The sequence below is a fragment of the Gorillibacterium timonense genome (assembly GCF_001457415.1).
GTDB lineage: Bacteria > Bacillota > Bacilli > Paenibacillales > NBRC-103111 > Gorillibacterium > Gorillibacterium timonense.
On record NZ_LN881720.1, the window covers coordinates 141,754 to 160,707 of the forward strand.

Consider the following 18,954-nt stretch of genomic DNA (forward strand, 5'->3'; position numbering starts at 1 on the left):
TTTATACAGCGTAGCGAACCCTTCGAACGAACAACCTACAGGTAAACGTTCAGGAGGTGAGAGCGATGGCGCGAAGCAATAAGAAAGTGGTTCCGGAAGCCAAAAAGGCATTGGATGCCATGAAGTATGAGATTGCTGCTGAACTCGGACTTCCCGTTGGACAAGCCTATTCAGGTGGAGGAATCGCCGACGCGGAGTTTGCAGGGGAATTAGGTTCAGTATCTTCCGGTGGCTACAAAAAGGATTACTGGGGGCATCTGGCTTCCCGGGATAACGGCGCGATGGGCGGCAATATAACCAAGCGGTTGATTGAAAAAGCCGAAGAAGCTCTTTTTACCATCTGATCCTAACCTTAGCTTTATGCAGTTGCAGCTGAATTGACAGGGTTCGTCCATTCAAGTACTATACTGTAAGGAAGGTAATCCCCAACCTTTTCCGATCCGGAAAAGGTTGCTTTTTTATCGGTGTACGAGCAGTTGTGTAAGATACATAGCTAATTCCATGGGTATTATAGAAGAAGATCCTGCGCTATTTATGAGGAGGTTTAAGAAGATGGGGAACAGCGTTAAACGACTTTTCACTTCGGAGTCCGTGACGGAGGGGCATCCGGATAAGATCTGCGATCAAATTTCCGACGCCGTATTGGATGCATTTCTAGAGGCGGATCCCAATGCACGTGTCGCCTGCGAAGTATCGGTGGCCACCGGGCTTGTGCTTGTTATTGGCGAAATTACAAGCCGCGCGGATTACGTCGACATCTCCGCTATTGTGCGAAATACCATTAAGGATATCGGATACACCCGAGCCAAATATGGCTTTGATTATAAAACCTGTGCAGTTTTGACCTCTCTTAACGAACAATCCGCAGACATCGCTCAAGGAGTCAATCAGGCTTTGGAAGCTCGCGAAGGGAATATGTCGGACGAGGAGATCGAAGCATTGGGAGCAGGCGACCAAGGCTTGATGTTCGGGTATGCAACCAATGAAACCCCGGAGCTGATGCCGATGCCGATTGCCTTGGCTCATCGGCTCGCCAGAAGGCTCTCTGAGGTCCGCAAGGACGAGACCCTGGCCTACCTTCGTCCTGACGGAAAAACGCAAGTAACGGTCGAATATGAAGGGGACAAGCCGGTCCGGGTTGATGCTATCGTCGTGTCCACCCAGCATGCTCCCGAAATCTCTCTGGAGCAAATCCAAAAGGATATTAAGGAGCAAGTCATTGCACCGGTCGTGCCTGTGGAATTTTTGGATGAGGCTACCCAGTATTTTATCAATCCGACAGGCCGGTTTGTGATTGGCGGGCCTCAAGGGGATGCCGGCTTAACCGGGCGCAAGATCATCGTCGACACCTATGGAGGGTACGCCCGCCATGGCGGTGGCGCCTTCTCCGGTAAGGACCCGACGAAGGTGGATCGTTCCGCAGCCTATGCTGCCCGTTATGTGGCGAAGAATATCGTTGCGGCTGGCTTGGCCGAAAAATGCGAAATTCAGCTTGCTTACGCGATCGGCGTGGCACGTCCCGTTTCGATCAGCGTCGACACATTTGGCACGGGGAAAGTGAGCGATGAGAAGATCGTTCAAGTCATTCGCGAGAACTTCGACTTGCGTCCGGCTGGTATCATCAAAGAGTTGGGCCTTCGGACGCCGATCTACAAGCAGACGGCCGCTTACGGTCACTTTGGCCGCACCGATGTGGATCTCCCTTGGGAGCGTACAGATAAAGCATCCAAGCTTAAGGCGGATGCGCTCGGTTAACAGCAGCTTTTCTCAAGTGGGCATATGATGATTTGCAAGTGAAATCGTATGACAATCGTTTTACATGACATAAAAAAGGAACGCCTCCAATGTGGAGGCGTTTTTGTGTGCAACAAGAAAGGGTAATGCTGGAAGCCATGCGAATTAAGACTTTACGCCGCTCTCTCCGATTAATGGATAGATTCCCTTGAGATCAAGACATTCTTGTTGATCGGATTGTAGTTGACGGATAAGCCTAATTGTTCGGAAACAAAGCGAAGAGGGACAAATGTGACCCCCTGTATGACACGGGGTGCAGTTGCAACTGTGACCTCTTTGCCATCGACTCGCACACGGCGGTCTTGTTCCTTCAAGACAATCGTACTCTTTGAGTTCTGAATGATAATACTCTTTGAAGCCTGATCCCAGCGCACGGTTAGGCCAAGGGCTTCGCTGACAAGCCGTAGCGGCACCAAGGTTGTACCCTTTTCGACAAAGGGACGTTCGTAGTCATCAAAATAATGGATGCCTGTCCGGGTCTGATAGTCCCACGCCTGTTCCGTTTGAAATTGCAGGGTCCACCGTTCGATCTCACCGGGGTAGAAGTGCTTGCTCAAATCGTAGAACTCTACCTCATAAGTCAAGTTTGCATCCTTCCCGTCTACTGTATGCAGACCGGTTATCGATACCTGGTACAATCCCTCATAGTTCTGGACCTGATCCAGTCGAAAAATGATCGCATTGGGGACACCATATCCTGATAACTCGACATTTAAATAAAGATCCTTATTCAAGTTGTTGTTCTTGGCATTCAATGACCATTTTTTTTGAGTCTGAACCTGGGTTACCTGTACCTGAATATCCTGCAGAGAAGGCTGCTTATATTTCTTCGGGTTTAATGTTACGGACCAGGGATAATTCCCTTGGAACAATTGCTGTGGAAATTCGGCTGCGGGCCAAGCAATAGAGGAGTAATCGACGGCTTCCGTTCGGGAACGATCAAAGACTTGCATGGTGCCGTAACTGCCGGCAAGTCCAAATCCGACTTTCTGCAGTCCCGGGTTCAAAATCCAGCGACGATGCCCCACGCGATCCGCATTGCTGCCGGTATCGGGCATATATCCGTTCAACACATTTTGACTCAAATTGGTCCTGCCACTGGATATATTGCTGGAGGAAGTCGATTCACTTCCCTTTTGATAGAAGGCATCGGCCATATCTGCTGGTTTCGCCGGGTAGTGAGTTAGGGTATTGTTGGCAGCCAGCAATACGGCTCCATGCTGCGCTAAATCAGTCAAGCCGGCGTCCAATTGAAGGTCGGCCGGAAGGCCGGCTAATGAACGGGCGAGATTAGCAGCCAGTAGCGCTTGCTCCAGCATGGCCTGACTTACCTTGCCCGTTGTGTAAGGGGCTTTTATGGAAGGCTCGACATCATAGGGCTTCATATTCTCGCCTAATTCCAGCAAGTGATTCCACATTCGTTTGACTTCATCCCGTTGGGGATATTTCAATCCTTCGGCACTTGCGGAACCAGGGGTTATCCCATAAACACCCAGCAAGACGAACAGGGCTGTTGCTACAAATAATAAACATCTCTTCACTCTTGTTGCCGACAACACGATCAACTCCCAATCCTTTTGCGAGCATGCGGTTTGTATGAGAACGCTCCGAAACGATGGTTTCGCAACGAAAATGCCTATTTAGTAGTAGGAGCGTGTTTGCATACCCGACCTTCGGTCGAATTGACGAGTGATTTCACCTGACTATAGCCACAAATGGCTAATCATCAGGCAACTATCACCTGCTATTCGACCGGTTCACGGGTCTGCGAACACGCCCTAGGAGTCTCTTATTTTACCGTTACGTTTACTTTCGCTTTCTTCCCGGCATAGGACACGGTTACAGTGGCCTTCCCCTTGCCCGTAGCACGGATCAGACCGTCCTTGACCACTACCACGGAGTCTTTGGAGGAAGTCCACAATGCCGGCTTGGATACATCGGTATCCGTTCCGTCAGCATAGGTGGCGGTAGCAATGACTTGCTTGCGGGCGCCAACGGAAAGGGTAAGGTTGACTTCATCGGTTTGGAGGTATTTCAAGGTGTCTACATCAACGGCAACGGTCACGGACTTGGAACCGTATTTGGCGGTAATCGTGGCCTTCCCGTAAGCGATGGCCGAAACGAGGCCGCCTGGGCTTACATCGGCAACCTTATACGAGCTCGATGTCCATTCGGCATCCGCCGTTACCGTTTTTTTGCTGCCATCGCTGAAGGTGACGGTCAGGGTCAGTTGGGTGTCATTGCCGGATTTCATCGACAAGGAGCGCTTGTTGACCTCGAGCTTTTGAATGACATCAACATCGACGGAGATGGTTGCGGTCTTGCCGCCATACTGGGCTGTAACCGTCGTTGAACCGCGGGAATAACCGGTGACCAATCCATCTTCCACATCGGCGATCTTGTTGTTTGCGACTTTCCACTGAGCATCCGATGTAACATCCAGAGTTTTACCGGCGGAATCGGTGGCGGTCAGCTTGATTTGCTTGCTTTCCTTGGTATTCAGGAAGATTGTCCGGACGTCCGGCGTAAGCTTGCTGGCAAGCGCTACTCCTACGGTCATCGTGACGGATTTCGATTGGTATTTGGCCGTAATGGTTGCCGATCCGGAAGCGGAGCTTTGGATCAAACCGCCAGAGGTTACATCCGCAACGGCCGCAGCCGAAGAGCTCCAAGTGGCTTTTGAAGTGACATCCTCTTCATGCCCATCGGCGAAGGTGGCGATGAGCTTTGCCTGATAGCTTTCGCCAACGCCGAGAGCGACCGTTTTGCTATCTAATGTCAGCTTACGGGGAACTTCCACATCGACGGATACCGTAGCGGTCTTGCCGCCGTAAGTGGCGGTCAGCTTCGCTTCGCCTTGCCCGACGGAGTAGACCTTGCCTTGATCGAAATAAGCGATCTCATCCTTGGTCGAAGTCCAAGTGGCTTTCGATGTGACGTCTTCGCTAGTTCCGTTCAAGTAAGTCGCCTTCAAGGTGATCGCGTAGGTTTCCTTCGCTTTCATGGAAACCGAGTCGCTGCTCACTTCCAGAAAACGTGGGACATCCACGTCAACGGCAACGGTGATCTTCTTGGTTCCATAAGAGGCGGTAATCGTCGCCGATCCGGGAGATCCGGCGGTTAACAATCCTTTGGTAACCGAAACGGCATCTTCGTTGCTGCTGCTCCATACCGCCAGATTCGTGACGTCGGTGGATGTTCCATTCGGATAGGAGGCGGTCAGCTTGAGCTGCTTCTGGTTATCCGCATGCAGGAACAGCTTTTGCTCGCCGATATCGAGCTTGCTGGTGGCATCGACATCCACCTTGATCGTGGTGCTCTTGCCGCCGTAGGAGGCCGTCAGGGTGGCGGTCCCCGCCTTATAGCCGGTCACTGTTCCCCGGATGGCGTCAGCGATCGTAGCATCGCTCGTCGACCAATCGGCATCAGCCGCTACGTTGCGGGTGGTTCCATCGGGATAGGTGGCAATCAGCTCAAGGGTTGTCTTCTCTTTCAGCAATAGGGAGAGCTGAGAGTCTGCAAGATCGAGGCGCTTCACCAGCTCCACGTCGACTGGAATGGTGGTGGTTTGGCTTCCAAGCTTGGCAGTCAAGGTAGCGGAGCCGGAACCGACAGCGGTGACGGACCCGTTTACCACCGTGACGACTTCATCGTCGCTCGTGCTCCATTCCGCTTTTGCGCTGACTTCTTCCGTGGAGTTGTCACTGTAGGTGGCCGTGAGCTGGACAGTTGCTTTTTCCATGAGGCGGAGATCCAGCTTTTGCTTGGATTTGGTCAGGCTCTTCACTTTCTTCGTAACGGTGACTTGAATGGGTTGAGATTGGTTTTTGTAAGCGGCCATGACGATGGCGGTTCCTTCCGCCTTGGCCGAAATGGTGCCGTTATAGACGGTGGCCACGGACGGGGTATCTGTGGACCAGGTTGAATTCAAGGTTACGATGGCGGTGGATCCGTCCACATAAACAGCGGTTGAGGAAAGGGTAACGGAATCTCCCACCTCGAGACGAACTTCATTTTTCGAGACGACCAGCTTGGACAGCTCCGCTTCTGCCGCAAAAATGGAAGAGAAGGGAGCGACACATAAGACGACGGTCAACAACAGGGCGACAAATCTGGAAGCTTTCAAAACGTTTCTCCTTTCGTATCCCGATTGGGGAATCTTCCCTTTATATCGACCATAAGCGGCTCATAGTTTAGGTTAAAGCCATTTTCGTGAAGTCTCTTAGCCGGATAGCGAATCACTTTCCTCTAAAAAAATCGTAACTTTTCCCAGCCTGCGTGAGTCTAAGATAGTAGAAGCGTCGGGAGGCGCGCGCCACTCCGGGATGTTTGCGGGTTATTTGGCATGCGCGGCCTCTGTTCCGTTGATAGAAAGCAGGACGAAAGAGAAGCGGCGCAAGAAGAGGAGGAAGTGGAATACATGCTGGGGAACGGCAGCAAGAAGAGATGGACTTGGAAGCAGGTTGTGAACGCAGGAGTCGCAGTGGCCCTCATGGTACCTACTTTTACGCTATATTCCGGCAGAGCTGAAGCAGCGTCTACCGTAACCGATGCGGTATTAAAAGGAAACGAGCCGATTACGGCCGGCGCGAATCTACTATCCTATGTAGCGGTTATTCAAAGAGGGACTTCGACGGTGAAAACGAACGTAAAGGTCGTTCAAGTCGATATGCAGGTTCCCTATGTGCAGCTCGGTGTCATGTCGGGGGAAGGCAATTCCATAACGACAAGCAACAGCGTTCGCGGGATGGCGGAGGAGACGAGCGCGGTAGCCGGGATCAATGGCGATGTATACAACACCTCCTCCTCGGTGGATCGGGCGCCGATGGGCGGGGTTATTCAAAACGGGGAGATTTTGACGTCTCCTTCGCAAATTCAAGGGATGTACAGCTTTGCGGTGACGAAGGACAACAAGCCGGTGATCGATTTGTTTACCTTCCAGGGGTCGGTGACCGGTCCTGATGGAGAATCGTATCCGTTGTCTGGACTGAACAAGAACTTCTATGTCTCCGATCCCGGCAAAGTCAATACGATGGTAGACAGCATCCAGCTGTATACGGACAAATGGGCCAGCACGAACCGGGGTACCGGCAGCGGAACGACGCCCACCGAAGTGCTCGTGCAGAACGGCGTTGTCCAGCAGATTTCCGAGGGAAAGGCGTTCAACATGGTCCCCCCGAAGGATGGATACATCTTGCGCGCCCATGGAAAAGGAGCCAAGTTCGTGCTTGCGCATCTTTTGCCGGGTGAGCCGGTTAACGTGCAGACTCAGCTAGTCTCTACGGGAACGAACACGACCTACACGGACGCTGACCTGAAGACGCTGATGGGCGGCCATACCATTCTGGTTGACGAGGGCAAGGTCGCGACGTTCTCCCGCGATATCAGCGGAGTCGGCGGCCAGTATTATCGAGCTCGTACGGCCGTCGGCTTTTCTAAGGATCAGCGGTACGTCTATATGGTTACAGCCGATAAGACGAGCGACAGCGCAGGGATGAGCCTTGCTGAGCTGCAGCAATTCCTCGTCAAGATCGGAGCCTGGAAGGCGCTCAACATGGACGGCGGAGGCTCTACCCAGCTCGTCTCCCGGCCGCTCGGCGAAACCGAGCTGGTCGTCGCCAACACGACGGAAAACGGAGATGAGCGCCGCGTCGTCAACGGGCTGGGCGTCTATACGACAGCGCCGAAGGGCAATGCCCTCAGCATCAGCATTCTTGGCGAGAAGACGGTTTTTCTGAACGAGAAGCTGACGTATGAGATCAAGGGCTACGATACGTACTACAATCCGATGGAGTTCGACCAATCGAAGGTGACTTGGAGCAGCTCGGGCAATGTGGGCAGCTTCCAGGGCAACACCTTCACCGTGAAGGCGACGGGGACCACCATCATCAAGGCGGTTAGCGGTCAAGCCGCTCATACGATGGATGTGAAGGTGGCGGCCCGCGACGATATCGCCAGCATGAGCATCGTTCCAACGAGCACGGTGCTGATGAACGGAAGCGAGATCGGGTTATCTGTTCTCGTGAAGCTGAAGGACGGAACGGAACGGACGCTTCCGGCCAGCTCCTTTAAATGGGAGACGAGTGGGTTCAAAGGACAGGTGAGCGGCAGCTCGCTTAAGGTTACGGATGCCGGAACAAGCGGTGGTCAATTGATCGCGGGGTATGACGGGTTCCGTACGATTCTGCCGATGGCGAGCGGGACCTCGATGGTGTGGTCCGACTTCAGCAGCGCCGATGTACCGGCAAGCGTTATGGTTTATCCGCAGGGAGAATTGACGGCTACCGTGGACAAAGTGGCCGGTCTCGGCGGGCTCCCGGCCGCAAATACGGCCCTCCAGCTGCAATACGACATGACGCCGGGAACCTTCGGTGAAGTGACCAAAGCGGCGTATGTCAAATTTGGAACGGAGCCGGACGGGGTTCAAGCCCAAGGCTCTCCGCAGACGCTGTCGGTGAACGTGCTTGGAGACAACAGCTTGAACATGCTGCGGGCGGAAGTAGTCGATGCGGCGGGGACGCTCACGCGGATCGATCTGGCCGAGCGAATCGATTGGACCGGATGGAAGACGCTCACCGCTGATCTGACGAAAGCCAAACCGGTTTATCCGATTAAGCTGAAGCGGATTTATGTGGCCAATCCGGCTGTCGGTCAGGACGAGCGCGCTCGCACCGGCGCTATTGGAATCGACGATATTACCTTCCAATATAAGGCGAATACTCCGGCTCTCGCGCGCAACAAGGTGACCCTGACCCTTGGCAAAACGACCGTGCAAGTGAACGGCAAGACGCTGTCTCTCTCTCCGGCACCTGCCCCTTATACGACAAAGGATGGCCGAACTATGGTTCCTGTGAGATTTATCACAGAAGCACTCGGCGGAAGCGTCGTCTGGACGAATGCGACCAAGCAGGTCAGCATCCAGCGCGGCAGCCAATTGGCCGATTTGTGGGTTGGCAACAAGGAGATGATAATCGACGGCAAACGCGTCGTCATCGACTCTCCGGCTGAGCTGAAAGGCGCGACGACTATGGTCCCGCTTCGCGTCCTGTCCGAAGCGTTCCAGTGGAAAGTGAACTATGACCCGGCAACCAAATCGATCACGCTGGAGTAAATTAGTACTAAACGATCAGTACTAATTATTCACATCAAGCGTAGCGAAATATGTTACTATATAGGCAAACCTACCGACTGAAGGAGCTTGGCCGCCTTGCAAGTGGACGCTATTGACCGCGTAATCAAGAATGCCATCGAAGTCATGGAAAGCAGCAAATATCAGATCTTCGAAATCTGCGAGAACGTCCGCTCAGAGCGTGATTCCTTGTACAAGGAGCTCCAGCAAGTCATGGAGGAAGCGAGCGAGGCGATCAAGCAAGTGGATCGATTGGAGCTCGAGTACCGGCGCACCCGAATCCGGCTTACGGAAGTAAGCCGGGATTTTCATAAATTCCGGGAAGAAGACATCCGGATCGCTTATGAAGCCGCTACTCAGCTGCAGCTGCAGCTCACCATTTTCCGTGAAAAGGAAAACCATCTCAAGCTGAGGCGCAATGATCTGCAAAAACGGATCAAAAACGTCGACAAGCAGGTGGAGCGGGCCGAAACTCTCGTCTCCCAAATGAATGTGGTACTCGAATATTTGTCGGGCGACCTGAATCAGGTTACCCGTATCTTGGAATCTGCCAAAAACCGGCAACTGCTCGGCCTTAAGATCATTCTCGCTCAGGAGGATGAGCGCAAGCGTATTGCCCGGGAAATTCACGACGGGCTTGCTCAGACGATGGCGAATGTCGTCCTCCGGACCGAGATTGCCGAGCGGATGCTGGTTAAAAACGAATATGAAATGGTCAGGGAAGAACTGATCGAATTGAAGGGTCAAGTCCGTGGCGGTCTGGAGGAAGTCCGGAAGATTATCTTTAATCTTCGGCCGATGGCGCTTGACGATCTTGGGCTGGTTCCCACTCTGCGCAAATTTACCCAGGATTTCGAGGAGAAAACCAAAATCCGTACTCAGCTTGATTTGATCGGGCGGGAGGTTCGTCTGCCATCGGGAATGGAAGTTGCGATCTATCGGCTCGTTCAGGAAGCTTTCTCCAATTGCTATAAGCATGCGGAAGCTTCCTATATCCAGTTGGAGGTCCAATTCCAGGAGGCCCAAGTCGTCATCATCGTCCGCGATAATGGCATAGGCTTCAGCACGGACAACATGGAGGCCGTTTATTCCATGGGCGTTCATTTTGGACTTCTCGGGATGCGGGAGCGTCTGGAGCTATTGGAGGGCAAAATGGACATTGAATCTGCCAAGGGGGTGGGGACCAAAATCATCATGGAGATTCCGCTGAGCGCTAAGAATAGAGAGGAGTAAAAAGATGTCTATGGCCATGGTCACGAGTAAGACCGTAAAATTGGTTTTGGCTGACGACCACCAGCTTTTTCGGGAAGGCGTCAAGCGGATCATCAACATGGAGAACGACCTGGAAGTTGTCGGTGAATGCGGAGACGGCATTCAGGTAATCGAGCTGTGCAATGAACTGAAGCCGGATATCGTGCTCATGGACATCAACATGCCGGTGGAGAACGGTGTTGCCGCGACGGAGAAGCTCAAGGAGATTTTTCCGCTGATCAAAATCATCATTCTCTCCATTCACGACGACGAAAGCTACGTGTTCGAAACGCTGCGCAAGGGCGCATCCGGTTATCTGCTCAAGGATATGGAAGCCGAAGCTCTGATCAATGCGATTCGGTCTGTTGTTGCGGGTCATGCCTACATTCATCCGAAGGTTACGGGCAAGCTGATCAACCAGCTTCGCCGCATGACGTACCTCGATGAGCGTGGAACGGCTTCAGGCAGTGCCGATCAATTAAAGGACGCCGGCGTCCGGTACAACCATACGACGGAAAGCCCGCTCACCAAACGAGAAGCGGAAGTTCTTCGGCTCATGGCGGAAGGCAAGAGCAATAAGCTGATTGGAGAAAGTCTGTTTATCAGCGAAAAAACCGTGAAGAATCATGTCAGCAGCATCCTGCAAAAGATGGAAGTCGAAGACCGCACGCAAGCTGTCATCAACTCCATCAAGAATGGCTGGGTGACCTTGTAATCCTACCGAAACGGGCCTTCTCTTGCCGGGCAGATGTCAAAGCACTCTGGGCGGCCTCGCGGCATATACTATCCCACAAGGGAGGGAGCTGCGATGATTGCCGGATTGCTTATGATCCTCGGAGTTTATGGGCTTTGTGCCGTCATCATTCACGCCTTTTACGCCTATTCCCGGCGTACAGGAGAATCGGAGGAAGTCTACCAGCTTGTGGTCGTCACCCGAAACAGCGCCGCCAAGATCGAGTGGTATCTGTATGCTTATCTCTTCGTGTCCTGGCTTCGGGGCAGGCAGACGGTGATTACGGTATTCGATGACTCTTCCGAGGATGAAACCGTTTCGATTGTGCGCAAGGTAGCGGAGGAATGGCCGAATGTTCGTCTGTATGAGTCAATAGAGGGATTAGATCTTTTTCTTGAGGAACATGAATCGCAGCCGCTGCTATTACTCCATCTATTCCGGATGGACCTCAGTCCCAAGCGTCCGCTTCATCAGTGGTAATCGCTTGCATGTTAACCGGGAAGGGGTGGAGGAAAGTCGCTGAAATGATTACCACCGTATACGCCATTAAGCACCAGGGTTCCTGGCAGTGGCGGGCAACCTTGCACCTTCAACTGGATGCGGCTTATTGGCTGCGAAAACAGGGGGAGGCCATCGCCCTCATGTGGGCAGGCAAGGCGCTGTCCTGGGGACAGGCCGTCCGGCTTCGAGACCGGCTGACAGCGGAAGGATGGATGCCTCCGAATGAGGAGGACCCGACATTCGAATGGGCAAGGAGGGAATTGACGAATCGGGCGATACAGGCCGGCGTGCCGGAGGAGATCGCTCAAACGATGAACCTGCAAAGCATAGCGGGAATTGGCAAGCAGCCATCCCTTGAACAGGTAGAGATGCTGGATAGTCCGGATGTGCGGCGGTTGGCCGCTGGGATCCGGGGGCGTTCCCTGTTCCGGGATGAGCTGCTTTCTTTATGCGCGGAACAGGGGATCGATACCGGCAAGGATCGCTGGATATCTCTTGTGCAGGCGGCGGAGCTGCAGGGTTGGCTCCGAATCTGCTGCGGAGTAGAGGAAGAGCGGCAGAGGGCTCGTAAGCATGCGGGGAGGTGGACACGCATAGCGCGGAGGGGAGAACAGCCGAAATGGCTATGCCGCCGCTGCGGGGCCGGTCCGGATTTCCTCCGATCGGCTTACTGTCCGCGGTGCGGCGGGCCTTGCGCTTATTGCGAACGCTGCCTCGGCATGGGTCGCTCGCGAATGTGCGAACCGCTAATCGAGGGGATATCTCCGCCAGTGATGCCCTCAGTTACCGCGGCTTGTCCCACGGATATTGCTCGCACTGCCCGTTCTGCCGTTCCCATTGCCCCTGCCGCTGCTGCCGAGGTTGATCTGACCTCTCCTGACGCTGTCTCTCCCTCCTCCTCGGGTGATCGTTTCGGTGATGGGCGAGAAGAGGTGCCGACGGCAGCCTCCCTTCGGCAGGAATGGGGACTCAGCCCGGCGCAGGCGGAAGCGTCCCGATCCGCTTTGCAGTTTCTGCAGAAGACAAGCTGCAGCGGCTTTACGGAGACTGCGGTCAATCCCGGGAATGGAACAACCAATGAATTTCTGATCTGGGCGGTGACCGGGGCGGGCAAGACGGAAATGATCTTCCCCCTCGTGCAGTACGAGCGGCAAGCGGGTCGCCGGGTGCTCATTGCGACTCCTCGCAAGGATGTCGTCCTCGAACTGCTTCCCCGGTTGAGAACGGCGTTTCCCACCGAGCGCATTGTCGCCCTGTATGGCGGCAGCGAACAGCGCTGGGAGCCGGCCGATCTGATCCTGGCGACGACACATCAGCTTCTCCGCTATTGCGGCGCGTTCGACTTCGTCATCATTGACGAGATCGACGCGTTCCCCTATGCCGGCGATCCCATGCTGCATTACGCAGCGGCGAGGTCTATGGCGCATGGCGGTCGTCGTCTGTTCCTCAGCGCTACCCCGCCGAAAGAAATGGAGAAGAGAGCGGATCGGGGAAGACTGGCGCACGCCAAGGTGCCTGTGCGTTACCATGGACATCCGCTCCCGGTACCCTGGCTCACCCGGATGAAGCCGCTTGCCAAGTGGCTGCGGGGAAGGAGCATTCCCCGCAGCCTCAAGCGATTGATGGACCGTTCGCTCGAACGGGGAGCGCTGCTGTTCGTGTTCGTTCCGGAGATCCGGCTAGTCGAGCCGCTGACGGCTCTCTTCCGGAGATGCTATCCGGAACGAACTGTGGAAGGGACAAGCTCTCACGATCCGGAGCGGGTGGAGAAGGTGGCGGGCTTTCGGCAGCGCCAGTACGACATTCTCGTGACGACGACGATTCTGGAGCGAGGTGTCACGGTTCCAAGGTCGGACGTGTTCGTGCTCGATGCGCATGCGGCTTGGTTCGATGAAGCGGCCCTCGTCCAAATGTCCGGCCGTGCCGGACGCTCGAAGGACGACCCCGCCGGGTTCGTGGTATTCGCAGCTGCCTCCGTAACCCGCAACCAGACGGGAGCGGTCCGACAAATCCGGAGGATGAACCGGATCGCTCGCAAAAAGGGCTATCTATCTCGATAGAAGGAGGGACCTCTTAATGGAAGATCGATTCCGTTTACAGGCTAACAGCGCTATCAGCGGGTGGAAGGCGGCAGTTCTTCAACTGCGTTCCGCTATTCATCGCTTTGCCCAGGAAATATGGGCTCCTCCCCGCGAGGAATGCTTAACCTGCAAGGGACCAACTAAAGGGAATGGCAATCCCCTCGGCATCTGCTCGACCTGCTTCCAGGCTATCCCCTGGATCACTCGAATCGAATGCCCCGTGTGCGGGCGACCGAATGATTGCCCGGATTGCCGGAGGGGATATGCCCGCAACTTTCTGCTGAGCCGCAGTGCCGTCCGCTATGATCCGCTCATGAAGGAATGGCTGGCCGCCTTCAAATACCGGGGAGACGAACGATATGCCCGGCTTCTTGGAACGATGCTGCATCAAGCTTACGCTTTGCTTCGAAGCAGTCTTCCACAGGAGAATCTGCGTTTCGATTGCATCACGTTTGTGCCGGTGAGCCGGGAGCGGCTCCTGGAGCGGGGATTCAACCAAGCCGAGCAAGCGGCGCTGCAGCTTGCAAGGCATCTGAGGCTTCCCGTCCTTCCGTTGCTCCTTCGCACCCACTCCACCGTAAAGCAAAGTATGAAGTCGCGGAACGCGCGCTTCTTTGACCTGCGCGATGCGTTCGCGCCGCATGAAGAAGGTATGGCCCATCTGATGCAGAAGACGGAGGTGCGGGCGGCTGGTGATCCAAGCACGATGCGGAGTCCTCTAAGAATTTTGCTTGTTGACGATGTTTATACGACGGGGAGCACCATGCAGGAATGCTCAACCGTCCTCCATAAGAGGCTTGGTGCCGAAGTATATGGACTCACCTGGGCGCGATAATTATGAGGTTGATTCTATACAACGGAGCGAGACTCATGTAAACTAGGGGGACAAAGGAGCTAGTGCGGCTGTCGATCAACACGATGGGTTATGTACTGTGACGGGATGATAGAAGAAATTGGTTATGGAGGAAGTCAGGATCATGAGCCTGAATGTGATGAATTGTACCCGATGCGGCAAGCTTTGCGTTCGAACGGTGAGCGAGATCTGTCCGGCTTGCATGAAGGAGCTGGAGGTTCAGTATGAATCATGCCTTCATTATTTGAGAGAGAACCGCGGGATTACGCTGCAGGAGCTGAGTGATGCCACGGGCGTATCGGTCAAACAGATCATCCGGTTTATCCGCGAAGGGCGAATTTCCATGGTGAATGCGCCCAATCTGACGTACCCCTGCGAAGTCTGCGGAACTCCAATCCGTGAGCAGGCCATTTGCCCTTCCTGCCGCCAAAGGCTGATGAACGATTTCAATCAAGCGCAGCAGGACGAAAAGCGCAAAGACGAAGCCAAGCAGCAGCAAGAAGGAGTAAGTTATCAGATTAAGGATCGGCTGCGTGAGCGCAACAAATAACCCGTCTCTTTCAAGGATTCTCTTGATAAAAGCTAAATAATTGCGATTCCCTTGCCGATAATAGGAGTAAACCTATATCGGCAAGTTCTTTTATGAGAGAGTATTGGAATAGAGGTGACAAGAATGAAAATTAATGAACCGTCTCGCATAGGCGGAGTAAATCCTTACCACAAGCAGCAGGATGGGAAGCTGACCGGTGCAGGCAAGGAGAAGGCGAAGCTGAAGGATCAACTGCAAATTTCTCCGGAGGCCAAGGAGCTGCAGGAGCTTCAGGCCGCCTCGCAGAAGAACGCTGCGGATCCGGCCCGCCTCGCCAAAGTGGAGGAACTGAAACAGCAAGTCTCCACCGGCACTTATCGAGTAGATTCCGGCAAGATCGCCGAAAAGCTGCTGCCCTATCTGAAATAGAACGTAACAGGAGGAACGGGAATGTCCATCCAGGCGCTGCGAGAAGAGATGGAGCAGCTGATTCATCTGCACGATGGCTTGCTTGAGCTATCCGCAGCCAAAACCCAGGTGCTTGTGGAGAACAACGTCGAAGAACTGAATCGGATCGTGCACAAGGAAGCCAGTCTCGTCCGTCAAGTGACGGAATGCGAGCGCCGCCGGATGGAAGCCATCGATCGTTTTCTCATCTCCAAGGGATTTCACCCGACACCGGCGATTACCGTCAGCGAGGTCATTCGGTTGATCTTTCGCATGGAGGACAAGCAGGCGGTTCAGCACCTTCAACAGGGGCTTGCCGATCGACTAGAGAAGCTAAAGCGGTTGAACGAGCAGAACCGACAGCTGATCGAGCAATCTCTTGGTTACTTGAATCTCTCTCTTGATCTGGTGATTGGCCCCCCGGAGGATGATACGGTATACCGCAACCCTCATCAACAGAACGCAGCCGGCTATCGCAACCGGTTTTATGATAACCGCGTGTAGGAGAAAGGAAGACTGTCATGAGATCGACATTCAGCGGGCTTGAAATCGCCAAGCGGAGCTTGTTCGCCCAGCAGACCGCCTTGCAAACGACCGGACACAACATCTCTAACGCCAATACCAAAGGGTACACTCGCCAAGTCGTTAATTTGGTAGCTTCCCGCCCGCTTGAAGCCGTCGGGATGACGTCGAGCGCGCTTCCCGGGCAGATCGGACAAGGCGTTGAGTTTGACCACATCAACCGCATCCGGGAAAAGTTCCTGGACAATCAGTTCTATAACGAGAATAAGAACTACGGGGAATGGAGCGTCCGCCAGGATACGCTCGAGAAACTGGAGACGATCGTGAATGAACCGTCCGACACCAGTATCCGAACCGTCATGGAGAAGTTCTGGAACTCTTGGCAGGAGCTCAGCAAGGCTCCCGAGAACTTAACCGCTCGTGCGGTCGTCAAGGAGAACGCCTTGGCGCTTACGGATGCATTCAACCATGTATCCAACCAACTAAGCGACCTGAATAGCGACCTGACCGAGAACATTACGGTGAAGGCGACGCAGATTGATACGACGCTGAACCAAATCGTCAGCTTGAACAAGGAGATCCGACGGATCGAAGGTCTCGGCAACGATGCCAACGATCTTCGTGATCAGCGGGACGTTCTCGTGGACGACCTGTCCAAGATGATCAACGTCACGGTCACCGACACGGCAAACGGCTACAACATCTCGATGGGAGGAACCCCCCTCGTCACTGGGATAAACCTGGAGGCAACGGTGGACTCGGACTTTCTTGTGGACGCCTCATCCTCCGGTGAACTGGCTAGCGGTGAAGTTCGTGGCCTGATTGATTCCCGTGATAAAATTGTCACCAGCTTTCAGAAGCAGCTCGATACGATGGTGAAGACGATGGCGGAAGGCGACGTCAAGGTCACGCTTCCGGCGGGAACTGTGCTGCGTGGAGGAACCGATCTAAACCCCGGAGCGACCCCCGTTACCTTGAGCGCGGACACCGAGGTTACCGTCAAAGGGATCAACGGGCTGCATCAACTCGGCTACACGTTGAACGGCGACATCACCTCGCCGGGAGAGCCCTTTTTCACGCTGAAAGATGGAGCTACGGAATTTAGCGCGGCGAGTATTACGGTGAATCCTAAGATCGTGAAGAACGTGGAGAATATTGCATCTTCTCTCCGGACTTATTATGACGATGTAGATAAAGCGACAAAGGTTGTCAAAGGGAATAACGGCTTGGCTCTGTTGATGTCGGGCCTCAGCACGAAGGACTTCAACTTTGACCCCGCCAATACGGGAGACACGGTGTTGAACGGCGGTACGGTAGATGAGTTTTTCCGGGCCTTCGTTGGGGAAATCGGTGTCCAGTCCCAGGAAGCCCAGCGGCAAGCCAGCAATCAGAAGCTGCTGGTGGACCAGGTGGATTCCCGCCGCCAGTCGGTGAGCGGTGTATCCCTCGACGAAGAGATGGCCAACATGATCAAGTACCAGCATGCCTACAATGCGGCGGCGCGTGCGATGACCACCTTTGACGAATGCCTCGACAAAATCATCAACAGCATGGGCGTCGTTGGACGCTGACGGATCTGATCATTGACGGATCTCACGGAGGAGGAAGACCATGCCCGGACGAATAACTCAGAACATGATGAACACCCAGTTGCTGACCAACCTGGGAAGCAACCTGAATCGGATGAACAACCTGCAGAACCAGATGTCCACCAGCCGCAAAATCAACAAGCCTTCGGACGATCCTGTCGGCCTTAGTTATTCCATGCGGTACCGCAGCGAATTGTCCAATTACGATCAATACGCGAAGAATGCCGACAACGCAGTCTCCTGGTTGGATTACACCGATACGATGCTGGGACAAGCAGGAAGCGTGCTGCAGCGCATACGTGAACTGACGGTAAATGCAGCAAATGGAACAAACCCGGAGGACGCCTTGAAGGCGGTCCAAAGCGAAGTGGATCAGCTCTCCAGTCAATTAGTCGATATCGGCAACAGCCAATTTAACGGGAAATATGTCTTTAACGGAGAATTGACCGATAAGATCCCTTATTCCACAACGAACCCAGAGGATTCGGTAACGGATTCTGGAGAAATCAAATTCCAAGTGGGCGCAGGCTCGCAGATTCCGATCAATATCAACGGCAATGCGGTATTTGGAAGTCCAAATCCTGGGGAAAACCTGTTTGGCGTGCTCAAGGATCTGTCAACAGCACTCTCCACAGGCGATCAGACGAGCGTCTCCTCGCTGCTCGGCAAGCTGGACAGCCGGTTGGAGCAGATGCTCAACGTTCGATCTGATTTGGGAGCGAAGACCAACCGCGTCGAGCTCGCTCAGGACCGGCTGAATGACATCAGCATTAACCTGCAGAGCCTCCAGTCGAAGACGGAGGATGCGGATATGGCCGAGGTCATTACCAACCTCAAGACACAGGAAAATGTGTACGAGTCGTCGTTATCCGTCGGCTCCAAGCTGATTCAGCACAGCTTGATCGATTTTCTGAGATAAGTCCGGAGGGGTCCTATGGCCGCCATACCCACCATACAAATCAGGCAGCAATATGCACGGATCGGAATTGATGCCGAACCCGGGTTCATGAAAATCAGCCAACCGCAAGCGACGGTTGAAATTACGCAAGCACCGGCTGTCGTGTCCATTCACTCAGAACCCGGACGCCTTCAAATTGACCAGAGCCGCGCTTGGGATGCGCTTGGGGCGAAGAATATTCTCAGCACTTTGGATCGCATCCACTCGGAAGCGCGCAATGTGGGCTGGGATCATGTCGTGCAGATTGTGCAGCAGGGTGATCGGCTTGCGGATCTCACGAACCCGGGCAACACCGTTGCGGAGATCGGCAAAGAAGAGGCACTGCGCTTCCGTGAGTTCAACTACTTGACGGAAGCCAGTTCTGGTAATGTGGCTATGGAATACACTCCCTCACCGCCAGTCATAGATGTTCAGGCTGGAGGAGTGGATATCCGAGTAGATACCCACAAACCTGAAATGGAATATATCCGCGGCAAGCTGGACATCTATGTGGCCCAGCAGGCGATGTTGACCATCACTCCCCCGCAAATTGATATTCAAGCCTAGAACCATACGATATAATCAAGC

At 54.0% G+C, this 18,954-nt stretch carries 16 protein-coding genes; 14 read left to right on the forward strand and 2 right to left on the reverse strand.

All coding sequences use genetic code 11. The features are described from left to right. The first annotated feature begins 65 nt into the window (after positions 1-65). Together BN2684_RS01170 and metK are read left to right on the forward strand one after the other, a co-directional pair. Entirely contained in the window at positions 66-344 is a 279-nt protein-coding gene (locus BN2684_RS01170; protein ID WP_058300348.1) for an alpha/beta-type small acid-soluble spore protein, read from the forward strand. A 208-nt stretch (positions 345-552) separates the two neighbouring features. Next, on the forward strand, positions 553-1,755 hold the full coding sequence (gene metK / locus BN2684_RS01175) for a methionine adenosyltransferase (RefSeq protein ID WP_108722135.1): 1,203 nt from the start codon (positions 553-555) through the stop codon (positions 1,753-1,755). Positions 1,756-1,925: 170 nt separating this feature from the next. Here the strand turns inward: metK and BN2684_RS01180 are convergent, their stop codons facing one another. Continuing rightward, the gene (locus tag BN2684_RS01180; RefSeq protein WP_148449840.1) at positions 1,926-3,350 is read right to left on the reverse strand and encodes a stalk domain-containing protein; all 1,425 of its coding nucleotides are present in this window, start codon (positions 3,348-3,350) and stop codon (positions 1,926-1,928) included. 233 nt (positions 3,351-3,583) lie between these two features. Further along, positions 3,584-5,920: an Ig-like domain-containing protein gene (locus BN2684_RS01185; RefSeq protein WP_058300351.1), complete on the reverse strand. Its 2,337-nt coding sequence runs from the start codon at positions 5,918-5,920 to the stop codon at positions 3,584-3,586. Positions 5,921-6,214: 294 nt separating this feature from the next. Between BN2684_RS01185 and BN2684_RS01190 the strand changes: the two genes are divergently transcribed. The 12 genes from BN2684_RS01190 (at position 6,215) to BN2684_RS01245 (ending at position 18,933) form a co-directional block, all read left to right on the forward strand. Next, a complete protein-coding gene (locus BN2684_RS01190) occupies positions 6,215-8,905 on the forward strand; it encodes a phosphodiester glycosidase family protein (protein ID WP_159065745.1) in 2,691 nt (896 codons plus the stop codon). 96 nt (positions 8,906-9,001) lie between these two features. Continuing rightward, positions 9,002-10,156: a sensor histidine kinase gene (locus tag BN2684_RS01195; protein ID WP_058300353.1), complete on the forward strand. Its 1,155-nt coding sequence runs from the start codon at positions 9,002-9,004 to the stop codon at positions 10,154-10,156. Between the two features lie 4 nt (positions 10,157-10,160). Continuing rightward, positions 10,161-10,889: a response regulator gene (locus tag BN2684_RS01200; protein WP_058300354.1), complete on the forward strand. Its 729-nt coding sequence runs from the start codon at positions 10,161-10,163 to the stop codon at positions 10,887-10,889. Between the two features lie 93 nt (positions 10,890-10,982). Then, positions 10,983-11,387 (forward strand): glycosyltransferase family 2 protein, encoded by a 405-nt coding sequence (locus BN2684_RS01205; protein WP_058300355.1) that lies wholly within the window; start codon positions 10,983-10,985, stop codon positions 11,385-11,387. A 44-nt stretch (positions 11,388-11,431) separates the two neighbouring features. After that, positions 11,432-13,468, forward strand: a complete 2,037-nt coding sequence (locus BN2684_RS01210) for an ATP-dependent helicase ComFA (protein WP_058300356.1) — start codon at positions 11,432-11,434, stop codon at positions 13,466-13,468. Positions 13,469-13,484: 16 nt separating this feature from the next. Then, positions 13,485-14,324, forward strand: coding sequence for a ComF family protein (locus BN2684_RS01215; RefSeq protein WP_058300357.1), 840 nt, complete (start codon positions 13,485-13,487; stop codon positions 14,322-14,324). Between the two features lie 142 nt (positions 14,325-14,466). Continuing rightward, positions 14,467-14,892: a flagellar protein gene (locus tag BN2684_RS01220; RefSeq protein WP_058300527.1), complete on the forward strand. Its 426-nt coding sequence runs from the start codon at positions 14,467-14,469 to the stop codon at positions 14,890-14,892. A gap of 123 nt (positions 14,893-15,015) precedes the next feature. Next, entirely contained in the window at positions 15,016-15,300 is a 285-nt protein-coding gene (flgM, locus tag BN2684_RS01225) for a flagellar biosynthesis anti-sigma factor FlgM (protein WP_058300358.1), read from the forward strand. Positions 15,301-15,321: 21 nt separating this feature from the next. After that, positions 15,322-15,822, forward strand: coding sequence for a flagellar protein FlgN (locus tag BN2684_RS01230; RefSeq protein WP_058300359.1), 501 nt, complete (start codon positions 15,322-15,324; stop codon positions 15,820-15,822). Positions 15,823-15,839: 17 nt separating this feature from the next. After that, complete coding sequence (flgK, locus tag BN2684_RS01235) at positions 15,840-17,411, forward strand: flagellar hook-associated protein FlgK (RefSeq protein ID WP_058300360.1); 1,572 nt, start codon at positions 15,840-15,842, stop codon at positions 17,409-17,411. A gap of 40 nt (positions 17,412-17,451) precedes the next feature. Continuing rightward, positions 17,452-18,348: a flagellar hook-associated protein FlgL gene (flgL, locus tag BN2684_RS01240; RefSeq protein WP_058300361.1), complete on the forward strand. Its 897-nt coding sequence runs from the start codon at positions 17,452-17,454 to the stop codon at positions 18,346-18,348. Between the two features lie 15 nt (positions 18,349-18,363). Beyond that, complete coding sequence (locus BN2684_RS01245) at positions 18,364-18,933, forward strand: DUF6470 family protein (protein WP_058300362.1); 570 nt, start codon at positions 18,364-18,366, stop codon at positions 18,931-18,933. The last annotated feature ends 21 nt before the right edge of the window (positions 18,934-18,954 follow it).

Coding starts and splice junctions, on each gene's coding strand:
- BN2684_RS01170 (WP_058300348.1), top strand. CDS start 66: ATGGCGCGAAGCAATAAGAAAGTGGTTCCGGAAGCCAAAAAGGCATTG.
- metK (WP_108722135.1), top strand. CDS start 553: ATGGGGAACAGCGTTAAACGACTTTTCACTTCGGAGTCCGTGACGGAG.
- BN2684_RS01190 (WP_159065745.1), top strand. CDS start 6,215: ATGCTGGGGAACGGCAGCAAGAAGAGATGGACTTGGAAGCAGGTTGTG.
- BN2684_RS01200 (WP_058300354.1), top strand. CDS start 10,161: ATGTCTATGGCCATGGTCACGAGTAAGACCGTAAAATTGGTTTTGGCT.
- BN2684_RS01205 (WP_058300355.1), top strand. CDS start 10,983: ATGATTGCCGGATTGCTTATGATCCTCGGAGTTTATGGGCTTTGTGCC.
- BN2684_RS01210 (WP_058300356.1), top strand. CDS start 11,432: ATGATTACCACCGTATACGCCATTAAGCACCAGGGTTCCTGGCAGTGG.
- BN2684_RS01215 (WP_058300357.1), top strand. CDS start 13,485: ATGGAAGATCGATTCCGTTTACAGGCTAACAGCGCTATCAGCGGGTGG.
- BN2684_RS01220 (WP_058300527.1), top strand. CDS start 14,467: ATGAGCCTGAATGTGATGAATTGTACCCGATGCGGCAAGCTTTGCGTT.
- flgM (WP_058300358.1), top strand. CDS start 15,016: ATGAAAATTAATGAACCGTCTCGCATAGGCGGAGTAAATCCTTACCAC.
- BN2684_RS01230 (WP_058300359.1), top strand. CDS start 15,322: ATGTCCATCCAGGCGCTGCGAGAAGAGATGGAGCAGCTGATTCATCTG.
- flgK (WP_058300360.1), top strand. CDS start 15,840: ATGAGATCGACATTCAGCGGGCTTGAAATCGCCAAGCGGAGCTTGTTC.
- flgL (WP_058300361.1), top strand. CDS start 17,452: ATGCCCGGACGAATAACTCAGAACATGATGAACACCCAGTTGCTGACC.
- BN2684_RS01245 (WP_058300362.1), top strand. CDS start 18,364: ATGGCCGCCATACCCACCATACAAATCAGGCAGCAATATGCACGGATC.